22 protein-coding genes are annotated in these 21,983 nt (G+C 63.6%); 11 read left to right on the top strand and 11 right to left on the bottom strand.

Features of this window, described 5'->3' with window-relative positions:
- The 8 genes from ACVILI_RS24225 to ACVILI_RS24190 all read right to left on the bottom strand — a co-directional run bounded on the left by ACVILI_RS24225 (window position 1) and on the right by ACVILI_RS24190 (window position 7,242).
- Window positions 1-1,005, bottom strand: coding sequence for a xanthine dehydrogenase family protein molybdopterin-binding subunit (locus tag ACVILI_RS24225; RefSeq protein WP_010910368.1), 1,005 nt, complete (start codon window positions 1,003-1,005; stop codon window positions 1-3).
- 1 nt (window position 1,006) lies between these two features.
- Window positions 1,007-2,374 carry a xanthine dehydrogenase family protein molybdopterin-binding subunit gene (locus ACVILI_RS24220; protein WP_069092526.1) on the bottom strand — a complete coding sequence of 456 codons (1,368 nt, stop codon included), beginning with the start codon at window positions 2,372-2,374 and terminating at the stop codon, window positions 1,007-1,009.
- Window positions 2,375-2,500: 126 nt separating this feature from the next.
- Window positions 2,501-2,983 carry a (2Fe-2S)-binding protein gene (locus tag ACVILI_RS24215; RefSeq protein WP_038647841.1) on the bottom strand — a complete coding sequence of 161 codons (483 nt, stop codon included), beginning with the start codon at window positions 2,981-2,983 and terminating at the stop codon, window positions 2,501-2,503.
- Between the two features lie 60 nt (window positions 2,984-3,043).
- Window positions 3,044-3,838 (bottom strand): FAD binding domain-containing protein, encoded by a 795-nt coding sequence (locus tag ACVILI_RS24210; RefSeq protein ID WP_240564749.1) that lies wholly within the window; start codon window positions 3,836-3,838, stop codon window positions 3,044-3,046.
- Window positions 3,839-3,853: 15 nt separating this feature from the next.
- Window positions 3,854-4,297, bottom strand: coding sequence for an SRPBCC family protein (locus tag ACVILI_RS24205; protein WP_019859222.1), 444 nt, complete (start codon window positions 4,295-4,297; stop codon window positions 3,854-3,856).
- A 107-nt stretch (window positions 4,298-4,404) separates the two neighbouring features.
- A complete protein-coding gene (locus ACVILI_RS24200) occupies window positions 4,405-5,232 on the bottom strand; it encodes an AraC family transcriptional regulator (protein WP_019859220.1) in 828 nt (275 codons plus the stop codon).
- A gap of 206 nt (window positions 5,233-5,438) precedes the next feature.
- Window positions 5,439-6,437, bottom strand: a complete 999-nt coding sequence (locus tag ACVILI_RS24195) for an ABC transporter permease (RefSeq protein ID WP_019859219.1) — start codon at window positions 6,435-6,437, stop codon at window positions 5,439-5,441.
- 61 nt (window positions 6,438-6,498) lie between these two features.
- Entirely contained in the window at window positions 6,499-7,242 is a 744-nt protein-coding gene (locus tag ACVILI_RS24190; protein WP_027047043.1) for an ATP-binding cassette domain-containing protein, read from the bottom strand.
- 440 nt (window positions 7,243-7,682) lie between these two features.
- On the opposite strand from ACVILI_RS24190, the gene ACVILI_RS24185 reads away from it, so the two are divergent.
- On the top strand, window positions 7,683-8,672 hold the full coding sequence (locus tag ACVILI_RS24185; RefSeq protein ID WP_019859217.1) for a sugar-binding protein: 990 nt from the start codon (window positions 7,683-7,685) through the stop codon (window positions 8,670-8,672).
- 184 nt (window positions 8,673-8,856) lie between these two features.
- Window positions 8,857-9,639 (top strand): FadR/GntR family transcriptional regulator, encoded by a 783-nt coding sequence (locus ACVILI_RS24180; RefSeq protein ID WP_019859216.1) that lies wholly within the window; start codon window positions 8,857-8,859, stop codon window positions 9,637-9,639.
- A gap of 75 nt (window positions 9,640-9,714) precedes the next feature.
- Here the strand turns inward: ACVILI_RS24180 and ACVILI_RS24175 are convergent, their stop codons facing one another.
- On the bottom strand, window positions 9,715-10,653 hold the full coding sequence (locus ACVILI_RS24175; RefSeq protein WP_019859215.1) for an NAD(P)-dependent oxidoreductase: 939 nt from the start codon (window positions 10,651-10,653) through the stop codon (window positions 9,715-9,717).
- A gap of 118 nt (window positions 10,654-10,771) precedes the next feature.
- Between ACVILI_RS24175 and ACVILI_RS24170 the strand changes: the two genes are divergently transcribed.
- Together ACVILI_RS24170 and ACVILI_RS24165 are read left to right on the top strand one after the other, a co-directional pair.
- Window positions 10,772-11,668: an NAD-dependent epimerase/dehydratase family protein gene (locus ACVILI_RS24170; RefSeq protein ID WP_202359630.1), complete on the top strand. Its 897-nt coding sequence runs from the start codon at window positions 10,772-10,774 to the stop codon at window positions 11,666-11,668.
- A 103-nt stretch (window positions 11,669-11,771) separates the two neighbouring features.
- Window positions 11,772-12,548: a FadR/GntR family transcriptional regulator gene (locus ACVILI_RS24165; protein WP_027047041.1), complete on the top strand. Its 777-nt coding sequence runs from the start codon at window positions 11,772-11,774 to the stop codon at window positions 12,546-12,548.
- Window positions 12,549-12,700: 152 nt separating this feature from the next.
- On the opposite strand, the gene ACVILI_RS24160 is transcribed toward ACVILI_RS24165, so the two are convergent.
- Window positions 12,701-12,991: a DUF3175 domain-containing protein gene (locus ACVILI_RS24160; protein WP_038647836.1), complete on the bottom strand. Its 291-nt coding sequence runs from the start codon at window positions 12,989-12,991 to the stop codon at window positions 12,701-12,703.
- A gap of 177 nt (window positions 12,992-13,168) precedes the next feature.
- Between ACVILI_RS24160 and ACVILI_RS24155 the strand changes: the two genes are divergently transcribed.
- From ACVILI_RS24155 to ACVILI_RS24125, 7 genes are all read left to right on the top strand, one after another.
- The gene (locus ACVILI_RS24155) at window positions 13,169-14,398 is read left to right on the top strand and encodes an MFS transporter (protein ID WP_240564748.1); all 1,230 of its coding nucleotides are present in this window, start codon (window positions 13,169-13,171) and stop codon (window positions 14,396-14,398) included.
- Window positions 14,399-14,526: 128 nt separating this feature from the next.
- Window positions 14,527-15,555: an HTH-type transcriptional regulator GntR gene (gene gntR / locus ACVILI_RS24150; protein WP_027047039.1), complete on the top strand. Its 1,029-nt coding sequence runs from the start codon at window positions 14,527-14,529 to the stop codon at window positions 15,553-15,555.
- A gap of 308 nt (window positions 15,556-15,863) precedes the next feature.
- On the top strand, window positions 15,864-16,991 hold the full coding sequence (locus ACVILI_RS24145) for a sugar ABC transporter substrate-binding protein (RefSeq protein WP_019859208.1): 1,128 nt from the start codon (window positions 15,864-15,866) through the stop codon (window positions 16,989-16,991).
- A gap of 75 nt (window positions 16,992-17,066) precedes the next feature.
- The gene (locus ACVILI_RS24140) at window positions 17,067-18,614 is read left to right on the top strand and encodes a sugar ABC transporter ATP-binding protein (protein WP_038647834.1); all 1,548 of its coding nucleotides are present in this window, start codon (window positions 17,067-17,069) and stop codon (window positions 18,612-18,614) included.
- Window positions 18,611-19,591: an ABC transporter permease gene (locus ACVILI_RS24135; protein ID WP_019859206.1), complete on the top strand. Its 981-nt coding sequence runs from the start codon at window positions 18,611-18,613 to the stop codon at window positions 19,589-19,591. The genes ACVILI_RS24140 and ACVILI_RS24135 overlap by 4 nt, the downstream gene beginning before the upstream one ends.
- A complete protein-coding gene (locus ACVILI_RS24130) occupies window positions 19,588-20,574 on the top strand; it encodes an ABC transporter permease (protein WP_019859204.1) in 987 nt (328 codons plus the stop codon). The genes ACVILI_RS24135 and ACVILI_RS24130 overlap by 4 nt, the downstream gene beginning before the upstream one ends.
- A gap of 116 nt (window positions 20,575-20,690) precedes the next feature.
- Entirely contained in the window at window positions 20,691-21,239 is a 549-nt protein-coding gene (locus ACVILI_RS24125) for a gluconokinase (RefSeq protein ID WP_038647832.1), read from the top strand.
- An 86-nt stretch (window positions 21,240-21,325) separates the two neighbouring features.
- Here ACVILI_RS24125 and ACVILI_RS24120 read toward each other — a convergent pair whose 3' ends face one another.
- On the bottom strand, window positions 21,326-21,775 hold the full coding sequence (locus ACVILI_RS24120) for an RrF2 family transcriptional regulator (protein ID WP_019859201.1): 450 nt from the start codon (window positions 21,773-21,775) through the stop codon (window positions 21,326-21,328).
- Between the last annotated feature and the right edge of the window lie 208 nt (window positions 21,776-21,983).

Genomic DNA, 21,983 nt, shown 5'->3' with positions numbered 1-21,983 from the left:
TCAGTTCGCCGCTTGCGCCTTGAGCGCGCGCAGGATGCGCTCCGGCGTGATCGGCAGCGTGTCGATGCGCACGCCGACGGCGTCGAAGACGGCGTTGGCGACCGCCGGTATCTGCGGATTGGCGCACATTTCGCCCGGCCCCTTAGCACCGTAGGGACCATCCGCCGAAGGCCGCTCCAGAACGATGATCTCGGTCTGTGCGAGATCGCCCGGTCCCGGCATCAAATACTGGTTGAAGTCGGTGCCGCCATGATCGCGGTTGGGATAATAGGGCTCGGTGGTCTCGTAGAGCGCGTGGCTGATGCCCATCCAGGAACCGCCGACGAGCTGCTGCTCGACCATTTTCGGGTTCAGCGCGCGGCCAATCTCGAAGACGTTCTTCACGGTCAGCACCGTCACCTCGCCGGTCTCGTCGTCGACCTCGACTTCGGCCACGGTGCAGGCGTGGGCGTAGCAGGTCGACGGCTTCATCGCGCCGGTTTCCTTCTCCGGATAGGAGCGCGGGATCAGGAACATGCCGCGGCCCGATATGGACCGGCCGCGCTTGAAATGCGCCGACAGCGCGACATCGAAGATCGAGATCGATTTCTGCGGCGCGCCCTTGACCAGTATGTTGCCCTGGCCGTCGGTCTCAAGATCGGAAGCATTCACTTCCAATTCCTCGGCCGCCACTTCCAGCATCACCTGGCGGGCTTCCCTGGCCGCCTGGATGACGGCATTGCCGGCGCGGTGCGTGCCGCGCGAGGCGAAGGTGCCCATGCAGTGCGGACCGGTGTCGGTGTCGGCGGTGTCGACGACGACGCGGTCGGTGGGCACGCCGATCGTCTCGGCGCAGATCTGCGCCATGATCTGCTTCATGCCCTGGCCGAGATCGACGGAGGACAGCGTCACCATGAAATTGCCGGTCGGTGTCGAATGCACCAGCGCCTGGGTCGGGTCGCCGCCGAGGTTCATGCCGGTGGGATAGTTGATCGCGGCGACGCCGCGTCCACGCCGGATCGCCATGTCAGGCTCCCTTCCTGTAGGAGGACATCGCCATATATTTCTCCGCCACCGGCCAGTTGGCGGCGCGCGAGGCTTCCTGCATACACTCGATGAGTGCTGCCCCTTCCGTCGGCTGGCGGTGTGCCTTCATGTCGCCGTCGCGATAGGCGTTGATGAAGCGGAATTCGAGCGGGTCCATGCCGATCAGCCGCGCCAGCTTGTCCATCTGGACCTCCAGCGCGAAATCGCCGATGGTGACGCCGAAGCCGCGCATGGCCGAGGACGGCGTGCGGTTGGTGTAGACGCAATAGGTGTCGATCCAGACATTGGGGATGGTGTAGGGGCCGGGATAGTGCCCGGCACCTTTCTGCGCGCCATAGGGCGAGTGGCGTGAATAGGCGCCGGCATCGGTGTAGCCTGTGACCTTGCGCGCGACGATGCGGCCATCCTTCATCACGCCATCCTTGATGACCACCTTTTCGGCGGCGCGGGGCGAGGAGATCTGCATCTCCTCCTCACGGCTGTAGACAAAGGAGACCGGCCGGCCCGTGAGCTTGGCGCCGAGGATGGCGATAGGCTCGACGATGACGTCGACCTTGCCGCCAAAGCCGCCGCCGACGGTGCCGCCGACGAAATGCAGCTTCGAGCCCGGCATCTGCAGGATGATCGAGGTGTTGTCGAGGGTGAAGAACATCGCCTGCGTGTTGGTGTAGCAGGTGAAGCGGTCATTGCCTTCGGGCGCCACCACGCAACCGGTGGTCTCGGTCGGCGCATGCTCGATCGGCGAGGATTGGTAGCTCTGCTCCAGGATGTGGTCGGCGCTGGCGAACCCCGCCTCGACATCGCCGAAGCGGACCTTGCGGCACTCGCCGCTGTCATAGAGATAATAGTTCTGGCCGTGATATTCGTTGACCAGCGGCGCGCCGGGCTTCAGCGCTTCCTCCATGTCGAAGACGGCCGGCAGCACTTCGTAGTCGATCTTGACCTTGGCGGCGGCCTCCTGCGCGGCGCGCTCGGTCTCGGCCAGCACCGCCACCACGGCCTCGCCCTTCCAGCGCACCTTGCCGTCGGCCAGCACCGTCTCGTCCTCAGGGCCGATCTGGATGAGGATCAGGATGGTGTAGACATTGTGCGGCACATCCCTGGCGGTGAGGATTTTCACCACGCCGGGATGCTTCTCGGCCTCCGAGGTATCGATGCTGCGGATGCGGGCATGGTGGTGCGGGCTGCGCACCATCTTCAGGTGCAGCATGCCGGGAAAGCTGCGGTCGGCGAAAAAGGCAGTCTTGCCGGTGACATGGCCGGGTGAATCCGAACGGGGCCGGGGCTGGCCGATTTCGTGCAGATCGTCCTTGCGGACATCGGCGAAGTAGTTCTTGCGCAGTTCCATCTTTGCTTCCCCTCAGAGCATGATGCCGAAAAGTGTGGAGCGGTTTTCGGACGACATCATGCTCTATCTCTTTGATTTAGAGCCGGATTCGGATTTCAGGTCGAACAGACCTGAAATCATCCGGCTCTAGGCCGCGTTCTGCGAATTGGCGCGGGCCGCGGTGAGCACCGCCTGGATGATCGGCTCGTAGCCCGTGCAGCGGCAGATATTGCCCGACAGCGCCTCGACAACCTCGTCGCGGCTGGGGTTGGGCGTGTGGTCGAGCAACACCTTGGCGGCCATGATCATTCCCGGCGTGCAGAAGCCGCATTGCGTGGCGAAGGTGTCGAGGAAGGCGCGCTGCAGTGGATGCAGCACGCCGCCTTCGGCAAGGCCGGATGTCGTGGTGATGGCAGCGCCATTGCAGGTTTCGGCTAATGTCAGGCAGGACAGCCTGAGTTCGCCGTCGATGATGACCGAGCAGGCGCCGCATGTGCCCTGGTGGCAGCCGCCTTTCGGCGAAGTGTCGCCGATCTTGTCGCGCAAAGCGTTGAGTAGCGTCGTGCCGCTGTCGATGAATTCGGCTTTCTCGGAGCCGTTGAGCGTGAATTGAACCGGGACCTTCGCCATGTTTCCTCCTTGCGCGCCTGCCCGACGGATCGGACAGACGCGCGCCCCCCAACGGTGATTTCAGGCCAGCAGCAGCCGGCCGAGATGGACCGGCAGGACTTCAGCGCGGTACCAGGCGCTGGCGATCGGATCTGTGATCGGCGCAATGCCCTCGGTGGCGGCGGCCAGTGCTGCCGCGATGCCGTTCTGGTCGAGTTTCTTTCCCTTGAGCGCCTTTTCCGCCGCCTTGGCCCGCATTGGCCGGTCGGCCATGCAGCCAAGCGCGATCCGCGCCGAGGACACGGTGCCGTCGGCAGCCTGTTCCAGAACGGCCGCGATGCTGAGCACCGAAACGCCTTTGGGCTTGACCCGCGACACTTTCAGAAAGCGAAAGCCGTCGGCCTTCGGCAGCGTGAAGCTCACTGACGTGACGATGGAGCGGCTGCCGTCCCGCCTGGCTAGAAAAGTCTCGATCGGCAATTCGCCATCCTCGGTGCCGACCGCGGCGTCGAGCGCCAGCAAGGCCACGGCGAAATCGCCATAGGGCGCCGGCGCGAACAGATTGCCGCCGACGGTCGCCATGTTGCGGATCGCCGGACCCCCGACGGCGCGTGCGGCCTTTGCGAGCGGGCCAAGGTCGGGATGACGAGCGATCGCCGCCATGATCACCGAAGCGCCGATGCGGACCTTGCCGCCGGCGGCCGCGATGGCCGACAGGGCCGGGTCGGTCGACATGACAAGGCCGGAGACCGAAACATCGCCTTCACTGGCCGCGCGGACCACGAGGGTACCGCCGCCGAGGTAGCGGGTGCCGGCCGTCTTCAGCGCCGCATTGGCGTCCTTAACGGTCGGGAAAGTCTGGAGGGCAAGCGCCATGGAACGCTCCTGTTATCAGTCCTGGCCGGCAAAATGGCTCTTCAGGGCGTTGAAACCGCCCTGGAAGACGTTGGCGCCCATGCCGGCGGCGATCTTGTCGGCTTCTTCGGGCGCTGCGTCGAAGCTGGCGGTCCATTCGGCATAGGTCCGGTCGCCATCGGTGACGCGCCTGAGTTGCAACGTCGCCTTGTGGTTGGTCAGCGGCTGCGGCGTTTCCAGGATGGAATAGCTGACGAGGTAGTTCTCATCGGAAAAGTCGAGCAGTTTTTCGCGCAGTCGCGCGCCGGTGATCAGCTCGAAATTGCGCACGCAGCCGATCGTCGAGGCGTTCTTGCCGTCCTCGATATGGCTTTCGACCATGCGCGGATGCCAGCCCGGCAGTCCGTTGAAATCGCGTATGCGCGCCCAGACCTTTTCGACCGGCGCGTCGATGACACTGGAGATGGTGACTTTTGCCATAGGACGTTCCCTTGCGAATGCGACAGTCGGGCAAGGGTAGGGCGCCTTTCACGGCGGCACTTATCAAAGCGTCTTGCGCGCGTATCAAGGAGTCTGAAAAAGCAGGCTCAGGCGGTTGCCCGCGCGGCCTCGCGGTAGAGCGTCGGCGGCACGCCGACATGGTCGCGGAAGAAGCGCGAGAAATTGCCCTGCGTGGTGAAGCCGAGATTGCAGGCAACCGAGATCAGCGGCTCTTGCGACCACTGCAACTGCCGCACCGCTTCCTCCATGCGCAGCGTGTTCCAGTAGACATTGGGCGTCAGATTGGTCTGTTCCTTGAACAGGGCGAAGAAATGCGGCCGCGACAGGCCGACGCTTCGCGCCACATCGTCGAAGGAAATGCGCTCGCAGACATTGGCTTTCATCAGCTGGATGGCCTTGCGGACGCGGAAATCCTGCATGGTGTTGATGCGGGTGCGCGCCTCCTGCGGCGCAGACGCATCGGCGGCATCGAGCACCGAATCGATGAAGCGCTCGATCTCGTAATTGGCGACGTCGTCGACGCTCTCATTGTCGGTCAGATGGTCGAGCAGGCTGGCGGCGGCCTGGTGCAGCCATGGCTCGAGCGTGATCTTCGCCTGGGCAAACAGCGGCGCGGAGGAGGGCAGGTCGCGGCGGCGGCGCGCCCAGTCGGGATCGATGTAGAAGGCGAGAAACAGACCTGGCATCCCGTTTTGCGACAGGACGTGGCTGTGCGGCTGGAAGGAATTGATGCCGGCGGCGGTGCGGGGGCCGAGCCGCACCGTCTCGCGGCCGATGGTCATCTCGCCGGCGGTGCCTTCGAGCCAGATGATCAGATGGGCCTCGACATGGGCATGGGTGACGAAGTCGCTCGCGACATTCAGGACAGAAACATGTCCGAACCGGCCCCAGTAGAGCCTGATCGCTTCCGTCATGGGTATATCCTCCCGCAGACGACTGGCCTCCCTTCGTCTGCATCGAGGATTGTGCGGCCGGTTTCCAGCTTCCGTCAAGGCATCGGCCGTTGGCCGATAGGCAGGGCGAGCCGCTTCAGGCGATTTTCAGACTGAGCGATAGGAGGTGAAACGAATAACGCCCGGCACTTTCCTTCTCCCACCAGGGAGAAGGAAAGGCGCTTGAATCAGTCGCTGCGCCTGAAATTGCGGATGCGGTCGAACAGCACCGCCAGCAGGATGGCGCCGCCGATGAAGGTGCCTTGCCAGAAGGCATTGATGCCGAGCAGGCCAAGGCTGTTGCGGATGACCTCGATGAGGGCGGCGCCGACAATGGCGCCGAAGGCGGTGCCGACGCCGCCGGCCAGGTTGGCGCCGCCGATGACCGTGGCGGCGATCACCTGCAGCTCCATGCCGGTACCGAGATTGGTGGTGACGGCGCCGAGCCATCCGGTCTGGATGATGCCGGCAATGCCCGCCGACAGTGCCGAGATCATGTAGACGGCGACCTTGATCTGCTTCACCGGGACGCCGGTCAGCGTCGCCGCGTGCTCGTTGCCGCCAATGGCGAAGATGTGCCGGCCGAACTTGGTCCAGCGCAGGATGAAGCCGGTGATCAGCGCCAAAAGGATCATGTAGAGAACCGGATTGGCGATGCCGAACACCCAGGCGCCGCCGCCGAGCGCCAGCAGCTTGTCGTGGTCCGGCCCAAACTGGAAGACGACGGTGTTGTTGGAGGCGACCATGGCCAGGCTGCGGGCAATCGACAGCATGCCGAGCGTCACCACGAAAGGTGGAAAGCCGAGATAGGCGGTCAGGATGCCGTTGAAGGCACCGATGGCGAGCGCGGTGGCGATCGAGGCAAGGATGCCGATCTCGATCGAATAGCCGGCATGCATGGTGACGGCCAGCACCATCGACGACAGGCACAGAACCGAGCCGACCGAAAGGTCGATGCCGCCGGTGATGATGACGAAGGTCATGCCGAGCGCGACGATGGCGACGAAGGTGATGTTGCGGGTGATGTTGTAGAGGTTCTTCGACGTTGCGAAGGCGTCGGTGGCGAACGACAGGAAGATGCAGGCGAGGATGACCGCGATCACCACCCAGAAGGTCTGGGTGGAGAACAGCCGCGACAGGAAAGTGTGCTGCTTCTGCGCGATCGTCTGATCAAGGGTGACTGCCATTATCGACCTTTCCTGCCGGCGGCGATGCACGCCAGCCTGGTGAAATCCGGATTAGCCGCGCTCACGAGACCTGCTCGATGGCGCCAGTGATGAGCCCGGTGACCTCCTCGGGCGAGCTCGACGCGATTGCCTTGTCGGCGACCTTGCGTCCGCGCCGCATGACGATGACGCGGTCGGCGACGTCGAACACGTCGGGCATGCGGTGGCTGATCAGCACCACCGCTATGCCCTGGTCGCGCAGATGGCGGATCAGGTTGAGCACTTCGGCGACTTGCCTGACCGAGATCGCCGCCGTCGGTTCGTCCATCAGCACGATTTTGGCCTGCGACAGCATGGTGCGGGCGATCGCCACCGCCTGGCGCTGGCCGCCCGACATCTGCTTGACGAGATCGCGCGGGCGGGTCTCGGACTTCAGCTCGGCGAAGAGCTGGCCGGCGCGCTTGTACATCGCGGCATAGTCGAGGATGCGGAATGGACCGACGCCGCGTCGCAGCTCGCGGCCGAGATAAACATTGGCGGCGGCCGTCAGATTGTTGCAGAGTGCAAGATCCTGATGGACAATCTCGATGCCGTGCTGGCGGGCCTCCGCCGGCTTGTTCAGGATCAATTCCTTGTCGTCCATGCGCATGGTGCCATGGCTCGGATGGAAATTGCCGGCGATCATCTTGACCAGCGTCGATTTGCCGGCGCCATTGTCGCCCATCAGGCCGACGACCTGGCCGGGTTCGATCGACAGCGACACGTCGTTGACAGCCTGGATGGCGCCAAAATGCTTCGAGATGTTGGTGAGTTCGAGAACCGCCACCAGCCTGTTGCCTCCCATGTCTTGCTGCATGCCTTTTCCAGGTCGCAGCTCCGATATCGTGCTCCCCATTCCTCCCGGAAGCAACGATCTTCGGCATTTACGCGAATGCCTACTCGGGCGTCAATTGTCGAAATTGGCTATTTGTCAGACGAATAGTGACATGTGCTTCTGAAAAATCCGTTTTGTAGGACAAATAGCAATTGACGTTGGCGCCGCGCCGTTATTAGTTGATGGTCGGAGAAAGATTTCCGGTCCTGGGCCTTTGTCGCGGCGGGACCGGTGGGAGGTTATCGGCCGTTCCGGCACGTTGCCGGTCCGGTCGCATCTGAAAATGCTTATCGGCCTTGCCCGGCGGCACGAGCGTTGGCTCTGCCATCTCGCATCAGGTCGATTTGTATGGCGGGCACGCCGTGTCCGTTTGTTTCCAAGGGAGGACTGACATGAGGAAAACAGTATTGCTCGCCGCCGTCGCCGCCATGGCGCTGGGCGCCGGGCCGGCTTTGGCCAAGAAGCAGCTCGTCATCGTGGTGAAAGGTCTCGACAACCCGTTCTTCGAAGCCATCCATCAGGGCTGCGAGAAATGGAACAAGGAGAATGCCAGCTCGGAATATGAGTGCTTCTACACCGGTCCGGCGTCGACTTCCGACGAGGCCGGCGAGGCACAGATCGTCCAGGATATGCTGAGCAAGCCCGACACCGTGGCGATGGCGATTTCGCCGTCCAACGCGCCGCTGATCGCGCAGACGATCAAGAGCGCCAATCCGTCGATCCCGATCATGACCGTCGACGCCGACCTTGCCAAGGAAGACGCAGCCCTTCGCAAGACCTATCTCGGCACCGACAACTACCTGATGGGCAAGAAGATCGGCGAGTACATCAAGAAGGCCAAGCCGAAGGGCGGCACGATCTGCACGATCGAAGGCAATCCGGCTGCCGACAACATCCTGCGCCGCGCACAAGGCATGCGCGACGCTCTGACGGGCAAGGAGGGTCTCGCGACACTTGCCGGTGAAGGCGGATGGACGGAAGTCGCCGGTTGCCCGGTGTTCACCAATGACGACGGCGCCAAGGGCGTTCAGGCGATGACCGACATCCTCGCCGCCAACCCCAAGCTCGACGCCTTCGGCATCATGGGCGGCTGGCCGCTGTTCGGCGCGCCGCAGCCTTATCGTGACCTGGTTGGACCGCTGAAGGACCGGCTGGCCAAGAACGACTTCGTCATCGGCGCCGCCGACACGATCGGCGACGAAGTGGCGATCGCCAAGGATGGTTTGGTCACCGCGCTGGTCGGCCAGCGGCCTTTTGAAATGGGCTACAAGGCGCCGTCGGTGATGATCGACCTGATCGAGGGCAAGAAGGTCGACGATCCGGTCTTCACCGGCCTCGACGAATGCACCAAGGATACGGTCGACACCTGCATCCAGAAATAGGTCTTTCGATCCGGGGGCGCTCGGCAACGGGCGCCCCGTCAATTCCTGAGCGAGACGCCGTGGCAAGGGGCAACAGGCTCCGGCCTTGACGCGTCCGTGGTTTGGATTTTTCGGTGACGGGATCGGCGCGCCAAAGGGTTCGGAGTATCTCCGGGCGACAGGCGGCCGACCTATTGGAACGTGGATGCCCCAGGACAAGGCAAAGAGACAAGCCAGCCGGGCCAAGGCGCAAGCCAGCCGCGATCCGGCGGTCGTGCGCAGGGCGGATGCGGCGCACTTTCCCGGGTCCAGTGTTCATGCCTCGCTCGCCAGCGAGATTGGGCTGCGGATCGTGCGCGGCGACTATCCGCCCGGCAGCATCCTGCCCAACGAGGCCAAATGGGCGGAGACGTTCAATGTCAGCCGCTCGGCGGTGCGCGAGGCGATCAAGATGCTGATGGCCAAGAGCCTTCTGGCATCACGTCCCAAGATCGGCAGCTGGGTCGAACCGAAGGAGCGCTGGAACCTGCTCGACCGCGACGTGCTTGCCTGGTACGCGACCGCACCCGACCGCGAGACCTTCCTGCGCACCGTGCAGGAGTTCCGCCATATCATCGAGCCGCAAGCATCCGCCTTCGCCGCCATGCGGCGCAGCGACGAGCAGATGGCCGAGATCAGCCTGGCCTGCCGCGAGATGGGGGAGGCTGCGAACCTGCCGGAACGCATCCGTGCCGACACGCGCTTCCACCTCGCCATCCTGCGGGCCTCGGGCAACGACCTGCTGGTGCCGCTCGGCGTGCTGATCGAGTCCGCACTAGACCATCTCTTCGTTTTCACGACACGCCAGGTCAGCGACCAGAACCGGGCGCAGAAACTGCACGAGGCGATCGAGAAGAACATCCGCCTGCAACGGCCGGCGGCGGCGCGCAATGCCGTGCACAAGCTGCTCGCCGACACCGATGAGGGGATCGGCAGCCGGCGGCGGTAGCCGTCCGGCCGTTAGAGCAATTCCCGGGAAAAGCGCTCTCCCTAGGGAGTTGCGTCAAAACAAAGAGTTAGAGCCTTAAATCGTCTGCTTCTTACCATCCTTGGTAGGCATCAGGTCGACGCCGTTGACCTTGCCGATATGCGTCGCCAGCATCGGCACGAACTGCTCGGCCGGGCCGGTGGCATGGGCGCCGGCGAAGGAGTTCTTGGTGGCGTTGCCGAGCGGGTTGGCGATGCCGGCGGCACCCGCCATCGATTCCAGATAGGTCAGGTCCTTGAAGGCGTTGGCGATGGTGAATTTGTGGGCGTCGCGGTCGCCTTCCAACGTCCAGCGCATGAAGGTCTGGTAGAAGCCGCAATCCATGCGCCCGTTGCGGATGACGCTGTCGAAACGCGGCGGTGAGATGCCGACCTTTTCGGCCAGGGCCAGCGCCTCGGAATAGATGGCGGCGTAGCCCAGCGAAATGAAATTGTTGAGCAGCTTCATGCGGTGGCCATCGCCGGTGTCGCCAATGTGGACGATGCGGCCGGCCCAGGTCTCGATCACCGGCTTGACCCTGGCAAAGACGGCGTCGGGTGCGCCGACCATGGCGTCGAGCGTGCCTTCCCAGGCTTCCTTCGGCGTGCGGCTCAGCGGCGCGTCGACATAGTCGATATCAAGCGCCTTGAGTTCGGCCGCAAGCGCCATGGTCGAGACCGGGTCCGAGGTCGAACAATCGACGACGACCGAGCCTTTCTTCAAGCCTTCCTTGAGGCCGCCGGGGCCGCGGATGATGGCTTCCACTTCGCGCGAACCGGTGACGCAGATGAAGACGATATCGGACGCTGCCGCGACATCGCGCGAGGTCGACGCCTCCTTGGCGCCGCGGCCGAGGAGGTCCTCCGCGGGTTTGCGGTTCTTGCGGCCAAGGAATGTCAGGGGATAGCCCTTGTCGACGATATTCTTGGCAATGCCGTGCCCCATCAGTCCAAGGCCGATGAAGCCGATCTTTTCGCGCGCGGTGGTGGTGTTCATGTCGTCGTCCTATCCCGGATTATCGATAATTGCGCCGCTGTTTTAGCCATATGCGGTTGCAGAAAGCAATATTGTCTGACAATAGACGGTAATTCCAGAGCCTGTCATGGAGACCAGAATGACGAAGCGGATCATGTTCACCGGCGGCAGCGGCAAGGCTGGGCGCCATGTCGTGCAATATCTTGTCGAACAGGGCTGCCAGGTGCTCAACATCGACACCAAGCCGCTCGACAATCCCAAGGTGCGCACGCTGATCACCGACATCACCGATGGCGGGCAGGTGTTCAACGCGCTGTCGAGTTATATGGGCCTGCACGAATTCGACCCCTCGCTGCGCCCGCAGCCGGTGGATGCGGTGGTGCATTTCGCTGCCATCCCGCGCATCATGATCACGCCGGACAATGAAGTGTTCCGCATCAATGCGATGGGCACCTACAATGTCATCGAGGCCGCGGTGAAGCTCGGCATCCGCAAGGTTATCGTCGCCTCCTCGGAGACGACCTACGGCCTGGTGTTCGCCAACGAGCCGCGCGACCCCAAATATTTCCCGCTCGACGAGGAGTATGACGTCGACCCGATGGACAGTTATGCGCTGTCCAAGATCGTCAACGAAAAGACCGCGCGTGCCTTCGCGCAGCGCAACGGCACCGACATCTATGCCTTGCGCATCGGCAATGTCATCGAGCCGCATGAATATTCGCTGTTCCCGAAATGGTTCGCCGATCCCGGTTTCCGCAAGCGCATCGCCTGGAGCTATGTCGACGCGCGCGATCTCGGCCAGATCACGCTGCGCGCCATCGAAAAGGACGGGCTCGGCTACCAGGTGTTCAACGCCGCCAATGACGACACCTCGTCCGACCTGCCGACGGCCGAACTCCTGAAGCGATTCTATCCCAACGTGCCGGTCAAGGCCGAACTCGGTGAGTACGAGACGCTGCTGTCGAACCGCAAGGCGCGCGATATGCTGGGCTTCCGTCCGGAGCATAGCTGGCGCAAATACGTCAAAACCGCCTGAGCAAGCAGGCAAAACGGGGTTGGGCTGTGCATAGCGGCGCGCTTTGCGGCCCAACCGCCCGGTGGTGCTTGACAGCTTCCGCAAACCGGCCTTTCTGAAGTCCATGCGGGACGCAAAGCCGAACAAGGAAAAATCGCCGAAAAAGCCGGCATCCGCCGAACGCCCCTCCGGTGTTCGCCGGCCCGACGCGGCACGCATTCCCGGCGCCAGCGTGCACACGTCGCTGGCCAGCGAAATTGGCCTGCGGATCGTGCGCGGCGATTATCCGCCCGGCACCATCCTGCCTAATGAGGCGAAATGGTCGGAAACCTTCAGCGTCAGCCGCTCGGCGGTGCGCGAGGCGATCAAGATGCTGATGGCCAAGAGCTTGCTTGCTTCACGCCCCAAGATCGGCAGCTGGGTCGAGCCCAGGGAACGCTGGAACCTGCTCGACCGTGACGTGCTCGCCTGGTACGCGACCTCGCCCGACCGCGAGGTGTTTCTGAAGACGGTGCAGGAATTCCGCCACATCATCGAGCCGGAAGCCACCGCCTTCGCCGCCATGCGGCGGACCGACGAGCAGATGGCCGAGATCAGCCAGGCCTGCCGCGAGATGGGGGAGGCGGCCAGCCTGCAGGAACGCACGCGCGCCGACACACGCTTCCACCTGGCCATCCTGCGCGCATCCGGCAATGATCTTCTGGTGCCGCTCGGAGTACTGATCGAATCCGCGTTCGACCATCTCTTCACCTTTACGACACGGGCGGTCGACGATCTCAATCACGTGCAGAAGCTGCATGAGGCGATCGAGAAGAACATCCGGCTGCAACGCCCGGACGCAGCGCGCGCCGCGGTGCGCAAGTTGCTCGCCAACACCGATCACGTGATCAAGTCGCGCTAGGGTGTGTTGATATTCAGGTGATGCCGGCCTGCGAACGGCAGTTTTCTGCGCTTCCGGTGCTCACGTACCCAAACGTACGCTGCGCGCCGGTTCTCGAAAACCACCATTCTCGGCTCGGCCTGACCTGAATCTCAATACACCCGAGGCTGGAGCTAACCTTCCTTCTCGCGGCCGAAGGCCACGCGCAGTTCGTCCTTGGCGTGCTCGAGCACTCGCCTGCGCGTGGCGGGCAGGTTCTTGCCGGCGCGGTTGATATAGAAATTCAGCATCGACATGGCGGATTGAAAAGGTTCGGCCTTGCGGCGGTGGCTGTGTTCGGCCGACCGTTTGAGCGAGGCGGCGATCTTCCTGGCATCGTCGGACTCGAAGATGTGATCCTCGAGATCCATAGCGTTGCTGTGCTCGGTCACCTCGGCCGACCATTTCTGCCTGGCAGCGGTCATGGCTGGCACTCCTTTGCGGTTTGATGGTCGGAAAACTCCAGACATTGGCGTCGGTTCCCGCCTTCTGTCCGCTCTGGAGCCACGGATTTGCCGGTTCTGGCGCTGCTGCACGCAGAGAATGCGCCGATAGTGGCGCAAACGGTGGCCGGTTTTCGAGACCGCCGACAGGAAACGCCATTGACCCGAACCGACCTGAACCGGCCGAGCCCCGGCATAGACAGTTCCTACGCCTGGGTGCGCCTGGCCATATCGATGGTGTTGGCGACGATCGGTGGGGTCGGCATGTGGGCTGTCGTCGTGGTGCTGCCCGCGGTGCAGGCGGAGTTCGGCGTCGACCGCGCCGCGGCATCCATGCCCTACACCGCGACCATGGTGGGCTTCGCCGCCGGCAATGTGTTGGTCGGCCGCGCCATCGATCGCATGGGGTATTGGATCCCGGCGCTGATTTCCTCCGTGGCACTCTCGGCCGGCCTGCTGCTTGCCGCACTTTCGACCTCGATCCTGCAATTCACCCTTGCGCAAGGGTTGCTTATCGGTGTCGGCACGTCGGTGATCTTCGGGCCGCTGATCGCCGACATCTCGCACTGGTTCAACCGCCGGCGCGGCGTCGCCGTCACGGCGGCGGCGGCCGGTAATTACCTCGCCGGAACGCTCTGGCCGACCATCATGCCGACGCTGATCAAGGCGGAAGGCTGGCGCTACACCTATGCCGCGATCGGCATCTTCTGCCTGGTCACCATGGTGCCGTTGGTGCTGATGCTGCGGCGCGGCGCTCCTGAGGCTACCGCCGCCGGCTCACCGGGAAGCCGGTCTGTGCAGCCGATTCCCATGTCGCCGGCGGCGCTGCAGGCGCTGCTGGTTGTCGCCGGCCTTGGCTGCTGCGTGGCGATGTCGATGCCGCAGGTGCATATCGTCGCCTATTGCATGGATCTTGGCTACGGCATTGCGCATGGCGCCGACATGCTGTCGATCATGATGGCGGCGGGCGTCGTCAGCCGGCTCGCTTCGGGCTTCATCGCCGATCGCATCGGCGGCGCAAAGACCCTGGTCATCGGCTCGGTGCTGCAATGCCTGTCGCTGCTGTTTTACATTCCGTTCGACGGGCTCGCCTCGCTCTACGTCGTGTCGCTGGTGTTCGGCCTGTCGCAAGGCGGCATCGTGCCCTGCTATGCGATCATCGTGCGCGAATACCTGCCGGCCAAGGAGGCCGGCCAGCGTATCGGCATCGTCATGATGGCGACGATCTTCGGCATGGCGATCGGCGGCTGGATGTCGGGCTGGATCTACGACCTGACCGGATCCTACGCCGTAGCCTTCCTCAATGGCATCGCCTGGAATTTGCTGAACATAGTGGCGATCGGGCTGTTCATGTGGAAGGCAAGGCAAAGGGCCGTCATGGCAGCCTGAGGCGCGCCTCGGCTTGACAATAGGCAGGCACTGCGCGACCCCAGAGATCAAGGGTTGCGGCGATAGGCCGGTGAGATGGCGACAGCTGAGATGATCGTACTGCGGATGTGTGCAAGCGGACCTCGGCCTTGATCAAGCCGCGCTCGCGCCGCGGCGGCGGCCGCCCGACCATAGCGGATGTCGCGCGCAAGGCCGGCGTCGGCGCCATCACCGTGTCGCGGGCGCTGCGCGAGCCGGAGCGCGTCTCGGAAGAATTGCGCCGTCAGATCCAGGCCGCCGTCGACGAGCTCGGCTATGTGCCGGACCCCAATGCGCGCGCGCTGGCCTCGGCGCGCGCCGAGGTGTTCGGCGTGCTGGTGCCATCGCTCACCAACAACGTCTTCGCCGAGGTGGTGCGCGGCATCTATGACAGCCTGTCGGACAGCCCTTTCCGCATCCAGCTTGGCAACACGCACTATTCCGGGCTCGAGGAGGAGCGGCTCTTGCAGCTGTTCGGCTCGCAGCGGCCGGCAGCGCTGATCGTCGCCGGCATCGACCAGACGCCTACCTCGCGAAAACTGCTCGAAAATGCCGGCTGCCCCGTGGTGCAGGTGATGGAGACCGGGCCCGATCCCGTCGACATGATGGTCGGCTTCTCGCATTTCGACGGCGGCAGGACGGCGACCGAGCACCTGATCGAGGCAGGGTATCGCCGCATCGGCTTCATCGGCGCGCGCATGGACCCGCGCTCGCAGCGGCGCCTCGCCGGCTATCGCGCGGCGATGGAGAAGGCCGGGCTGTTTGATCCGCGCCTGGTCACCACCACGCCCGTGCTGTCTAGCGTGCCGCTTGGGCGAGAACTGTTCCGCGACGCCCTGGCCAAGATGCCGACGCTCGACGGCGTGTTCTGCAACAATGACGACATCGCGCTCGGTGTGCTGTTCGAATGCCACCGCGCCGCGATCGATGTGCCCAAGACCATCGGCATCGTCGGTTTCAACGATCTCGACATGATGCAGGTGGCGTTTCCCTCGATCACCAGCATCCGCACCTACCGCTACGAAATCGGCAGGCGTGCCGTGGCCATGGCACTGGCGGCGATCGCCGGTGACCGGCCGCAGGAGCGGGTCGTCGATCTCGGCTTCGAGCTCAAGCGCCGCGAGAGTACAGCCCGCTGAACCCGCTTTCTAGAAGACGCTCAAATGGTGCTTTACACAACGTTATGGTAGCGCTACCATTTTTCTGAACGAGCCTCGCCTCTGAAGTGCTGGGTTTGTTTATTATACATAAGCAACAGCTCATGCTTGTTTATTATGTATAATATGATAGTTTTTCTTCGGTCGACGAGGACGGCAAAGGGGAGGTGGCGCGAAGGTCGTTGGCACCTGGCAGGCGTGACTGGGCAAGGCGGGAGGGCCTGCCGGAAACGCGGGAATTGCATAAAACTGAAGCAAACAAATCAGAACTGCAATCGGGAGGATTATCGATGATCAAGTCACTTGTCGGTGGCATCGTTGCCGCCAGTGCATTCGTTATGTTGAGCTCGTCGGCGATTGCCGCGGGTCCCGAAATCGTCAAAGGTCCGGCTGCCGAGCCTGACTGTTTCGCGCCCTGGGCCGCCGACACGCAATTCTTCAAGTTCCCCAAGAAGGCCGGGCCGTACCGCATCGCGCTCGCCAACGGCTATATCGCCAACACGTGGCGCATCCAGATGGTGCAGACCGCGAAGGCCTATGCGGCACAGAAGGACGTCGCCGCGAAGCTGAAGGAATTCAAGGTCGTCTCGACCGGCGAAGATGTGCCGGCGCAGATTTCGGCGATCAACAACTTCATCGATTCCGGTTATGACGCGATCGTCGTCAACGCGCAGAACCCGACCGCATTCGGGCCAGTGATCAAGCGCGCCAAGGAAGCCGGCGTCGTGCTGGTTGCCTTCGACAACATTCTCGACACCAAGGACGCCATCAACGTCAATGTCGACCAGAAGGGTCTTGGAGAGTTGTGGGGCAAATGGCTGGTCTCCCATGTGCCTAATGGCGGCAAGGTGCTCGAGGTGCGCGGCGTTGCCGGCACGTCGGTGGACACTGACCGCCACAATGGCATCCACGAGGTTCTCGATGCCTCCGGAAAGAAATGGGCCGTCACCGAGGTCGTCGGCAAGTGGGATGACGGCGTTGCGCAAAAGGCTTCGGCCGACGCGATCGCCACCAACGGCCCCTTCGACGGCGTCACCGGACAGGGCGGCGACACCGGTATCGTGCAGGCGATGATCGATGCCAAGCATCCCTTCGTGCCGTTCGGCGGCGAGACCGAGAACGGCTTCCGCAAATTCTGCGCGGCCCACGCGGCCGACGGGTTGAAGTGCTCGTCAGCCGGTACCGGTCCGGCGCAGGTGGCGGTTGCCATCAAGACGGCGATCGCAGCGCTTGAAGGCAATGTCGTCCCGCAATCGGTCAAGCTGCCGCTTGCCATCGTCGAGGATCCAAACTTCAAGGCTGGTCAGGATTTCTTCCCCGACCAGTCCGACAATTTCTTCGTCGGCAATTCCTTCCCGACCTGCGGCATCAATTTCACCGCACAGGAAATCATGGGGCAGACCAAGGCGGACCAGTAGGCTGCACTCCCGGCGCCGTGGGATCTCCCGCGGCGCCGGTCAATTGATACGCTCAAAGCGCCCCGGGGAGGGCCGATGGACAGTGCGGTTCCGCTCTTCCAGATGGAAGGCATATCCAAGCGCTATGGTGGCGTGCGAGCTCTGGAAAAGGCGGAGCTTGTCGTCACATCCGGCAGCATCCACGCCATCCTTGGCGAAAACGGCGCCGGCAAGTCGACGTTGATCAAGGTCATGGCTGGTGTCGTGGCGCCCGATGAGGGCCGCATGACGCTGGATGGCCGTGAGGTGACCTTCCTGTCGCCAGCCGCCGCCAACCAGGCAGGCATCGTCTGCATCTTCCAGGAGCTGTCGCTGGTTCCAGATCTCAGCGTCGCCGACAACATCGTCATTTCCGATCCGCCCAAACGCTTCGGCATGATCGACCGCAAGGCGCAACGTCGCGTCGCAGAGGAAGCCCTTGCGCGCGCTGGCGCGGCCGACATCCATCCGCTGGCGCTGGTCAAGGACCTTCCCCTTTCAAGAAGGCAGATGGTCGAGATCGCCAAGGCGCTGGCCAGAAAGCCACGCATTCTCATCCTCGACGAGGCGACATCGGCGCTCACGGCGGCGGATGTCTCGAAGATTTTTGGCGTCCTGAAACGGCTGCGCTCGGAAGGGCTGGCGTTGCTCTATATCTCGCACCGCATGAACGAGATCGCCGAACTTGCCGATCAGTGCACGGTGTTCCGCAATGGCCGCAATGTCGCCAGCTACAAGGCCGGCTCGAAGAGCGACAATGAGGTGGTCGAATTGATGATCGGCCGCGAATACAGTCACATCTTCCCGCCCAAACCGGCGACCGTGCCAGCTACAGCCGCACCCAGGCTTGAAGCCCGCAAGCTTTCCTGGGCCGACCGGCTGCACGACATCTCGCTGACCGTCAGGGCAGGCGAGGTGGTCGGCCTCGGCGGTCTCGACGGCCAGGGCCAGCGCGAATTGCTGCTTGCCTTCTTCGGCGTGCTGCGCGGCCTTTCCGGCGAGGTGCTGATCGACGGCAAGCCGGTGGCGATCGGCAGTCCCGCGGCGGCCCGCGAGGACGGCATCGGCATGGCGCTGATCCCCGAGGACCGCAAGACCGAAGGCTTGATGCTGCCGATGACGGTGCGCGAGAATCTGTCCTTCGCCGCGCTCGATCGCTTGTCCAAGGGCGGCATCATCGACCGCGCCGCCGAGCAGCGGCTGATCGACGATATGGTCGGCCTGCTCGCGATCAAGACGGCGGGCCTCGATATTCCGGTCGGCGCGCTGTCGGGCGGCAACCAGCAGAAGGTGGTCATCGCCAAATGGCTGATGCGCCAGCCGCGCATCATCCTGCTCAACGACCCGACGCGGGGCATCGATGTCGGCACCAAGCAGGAGCTCTATCAGCTGATGCGCAAGCTGGCGGACGCCGGGGCCGCGATCCTGTTCTATTCGACCGACTATGACGAGCTGATCGGCTGCTGCGACCGCGTGCTGGTGCTCTACGACGGCGCGGTCAAGCGCGAACTGGTCGGCGCCGAGATCACCGAGCGAGCGCTGATAGCGAGCGCGCTCAACATCCATGGCGAGGAGAGCCCGGTGGGCCTGGGAGCAAGTGCGTGAAAGATTGGCGCTACTGGCTGGCAGAGCAGCGCGGAACGCTGCTGGCGCTCGGCATCTTCATCGTCATGTTCATCATCTACACCTCGAACCATCCGGCCGGCTTCACTGCCAATGTGGTGCAGACGGCGGCGAACAAGGGTGTGCTGCTCGCCTTCGTCGCCATGGCGCAGACGCTGGTGGTGATCACCGCCGGCATCGACCTGTCCGTCGGCATGATTTTTCTGCTTACCAACTGCCTGGCCTCCTGGCTGGTGGTGGGCACGCCCATGCAGACGACGCTCGGCGTCATCGCCGTGCTGGCGGTCGGTCTTCTGTGCGGCGCCATCAACGGCGCCATCGTCATCTACGGCCGGCTGCAGCCGATCGTCGCCACCATCGCCACCGGCGCCGTCTTTTACGGCATCGGCCTTCTGCTGCGGCCCTTTCCAGGCGGCTCGGTCAATGAGGACCTGGCCGACGCGATGACCGGACGCGTCTTCGATGTGGTGCCGGCGAGCCTCGTCGTGCTGTTCGCCATCGTGTTGTTGATCTGGGTGCCGTTCAGCCGCTCGGTGCTTGGCCGTGCTGCCTATGCGGCGGGATCGTCGGAGACGGCGGCCTATATGTCGGGCGTTCCGATCAGGCGCGGCAAGTTCGCCGCCTACACGCTGGCCGGGCTGCTGGCCGCGATCGGCGGGCTGTTCCTGACCTTCTTCACCTATACGGGCGACGCTGCCTATGCCAGCGGCAACGCCTACACGCTGTTCTCGATCGCCGCCGTGGTGCTGGGCGGTGTCTCGCTGTTCGGCGGCAAGGGCAGCGCCATCGGCGCCATCTTCGGCGCGCTGGCCTTCCGCACCATCGGCGATCTGTTGTTCGTGTTCGATTTCGATCCGCTCTGGCAGCCGCTGTTCCAGGGGGTTATCCTGCTGATCGCGGTCAGCCTCGGCGCCTTCGCCCTGTTTCGGGTCCGCAACCGGCTGGAGTGGTTCCTGTGAGCGAAACGACATTGGGCGGCATTGCCGGCCGCATGCCGAAATTCATCCGCCGCGCCGATCCGGCTGTGCTGACGGCATTCGCCTGCATCGTGCTGTTGCTGTTCCTCGGCAGCCTCTATTCCCGAAGCTTCCTGTCACCTGAATATCTGCTGCAGCAGTTGAAGGTGGCCTCGTTCCTCGGCGTCATCGCCACCGGCATGATGCTGGTCATCCTGCTCGGCCAGATCGACCTGTCGGTGCCGTGGTCGGTGGCCGCGGGCGCCATGATGGCCTGCGCGGCGGCCGCCTACGGCCCGGTCGGCGTGGTGCTGGCCATTCCGTTCGGCATCTTCTGCGGCGTGCTGATCGGCGTCGTCAACGGCATCGGCGTCGCCTATCTGCGCATTCCCTCGATGATCATCACACTCGCCACCAATGCCGTCGCGCAAGGGCTGATGGTGGTCTATACCGGCGGTTTCTCGCCCCAGGATTCGGCCACGGGCGCGATGCGCTACCTCGCCACCGGCTTTGCCGTTCCAGGCGTGCCCAATGCGGTCATCATCTGGGCGCTGATCGGGGCGGCGATGGTCTTCGTGCTGACCCGCACCGGCTTTGGCCGCACCGTCTACGGCATCGGCAACCGCGAGCGCGCTGCCTATCTATCCGGCATCGACACAAGGCGCGTGGTGATGATTGCCTTCGCCGTCTCCGGGGGACTCTCGGCCTTTGGCGGCGTGTTGCTGGCCGGTTATGCCTCGAAGGCGGCGCAGTCGATGGGCGATGCATATTTGCTGCCGTCGATCGCCGCGGTGGTGCTCGGCGGTACCTCGATCCTCGGTGGGCGCGGGTCCTATCTCGGCACCGTCGCCGGCGTCATCCTGATCACGCTTCTGCAATCCATCCTGTCGGTCATGCAGATGCCGGAGGCGGGGCGGCAGATCATCTATGGCGTCGTCATTGTCGCCATGCTGCTGCTCTACGGCCGCGCGCCGGCAAGCCGCTAGAGCCGGATGATTTCAGGCCGGATCGACCTGAAATCTGAATCCGCCTCTAAATCAAGGAGATAGAGCATGATGTCGTCCGAAAACCGCTTCACACTTTTCGGCATCATGCTCTAGCCGTGGACGAAGAAGCAGCGCAGGCGCCGGCGGGCGCTCCCGGTTCGGTGCCTCCGGCGATTGTGGTGATGGGCGTCGCCGGTTGCGGCAAGTCGGCTGTCGGCATTGCGCTGGCGGCCGCGCTCGGGGCCGTCTTCATCGAAGGCGACAGGCTGCATCCGCCGGAGAATGTGGCGCGCATGGCAAGTGGCGAGCCGCTTACCGACCAGTTGCGTGAGGGCTGGCTTGACGCCATCGGCGAGCGCATCGCGGCGTCGATCGGCGAAGGGCAGGGCGTGGTCGCGGCCTGTTCGGCGCTGAAGCGCGGCTATCGCGAACGCCTGCGCGGTTTTTGCCCCGGCATCGTCTTCCTCTATCTGGAGATCGATCCGGCGACGGCAAGGCAGCGGGTCGCCAGCCGCAAGGGCCATTTCATGCCGGCAAGCCTGGTCGACAGCCAGTTCGCCATTCTCGAGCCGCCGGGGAGCAATGAGCGGGCGCTGACAATCGACGCGACGCGTCCCGTCGCCGATGCCGTTGCGGACGCGATGCGTCTGCTGGCCAATTCATGAGCCGGTACCGTCGCCTGCCACGGCATCGCCATGGGCGATCATGGAACCTTGCTATGACAAACGCCGCCCCCAGCCGTCGATCTAGACTAAATCTGCGAGGACAGCTCGACCGGGAAATCGTCGTTATCGGCATCGCGCATGGCGGCGAGGCTTCTGTTATCGAGCACCTCGGCAATTGCCTGGCGCACCTCCAGCATCATGTGCCGGACCTGGCAGGTCGCCTCGTCGCAATCCTCGCAGCGCTGGTACTGCGTGCGGCTGGCGCAGGGTATCGGCGCCAGCGGGCCGTCCAACACACGCACGACATGGCCGATCTTGATCTCGGAAGCCGGGCGAGCGAGGCGATAGCCACCTTCCTTGCCCTTGCGGCTCTGGACAAAGCCGGCATTGCGCAATTCGCCCAGAATGGCATCGAGGAATTTCTTCGGGATGTTGTTGGCGACAGCAATGTCGTTGACGAAGGCCAGTTGGCCCGCCGGCAGGCCAGACAGATGCACGAGGGCCTTTAGGCCGTATTTGCCTTTTTTTGTCAGCATGCCCGAGTCAACCCGTTGAAGCCCCAACCACCCCGCATCTGGCGGCTGTTTGTGTGCAAATAATGACGGTTTCGCTGTGCGATGATATTTCGCGAAAACAAGACGCCGAATAGCACGTTAGGCACAAACGCGTTGATTCTTTGTAACGTTTTGCCGGGATGATGCCGTATTCGTCCTGGCTGATGGCAAAAACGAAGAAAGCCGGCTC

The organism is Mesorhizobium sp. USDA 4775, from assembly GCF_054062655.1.
This window is presented reverse-complemented; position numbering and strand designations above follow the sequence as displayed.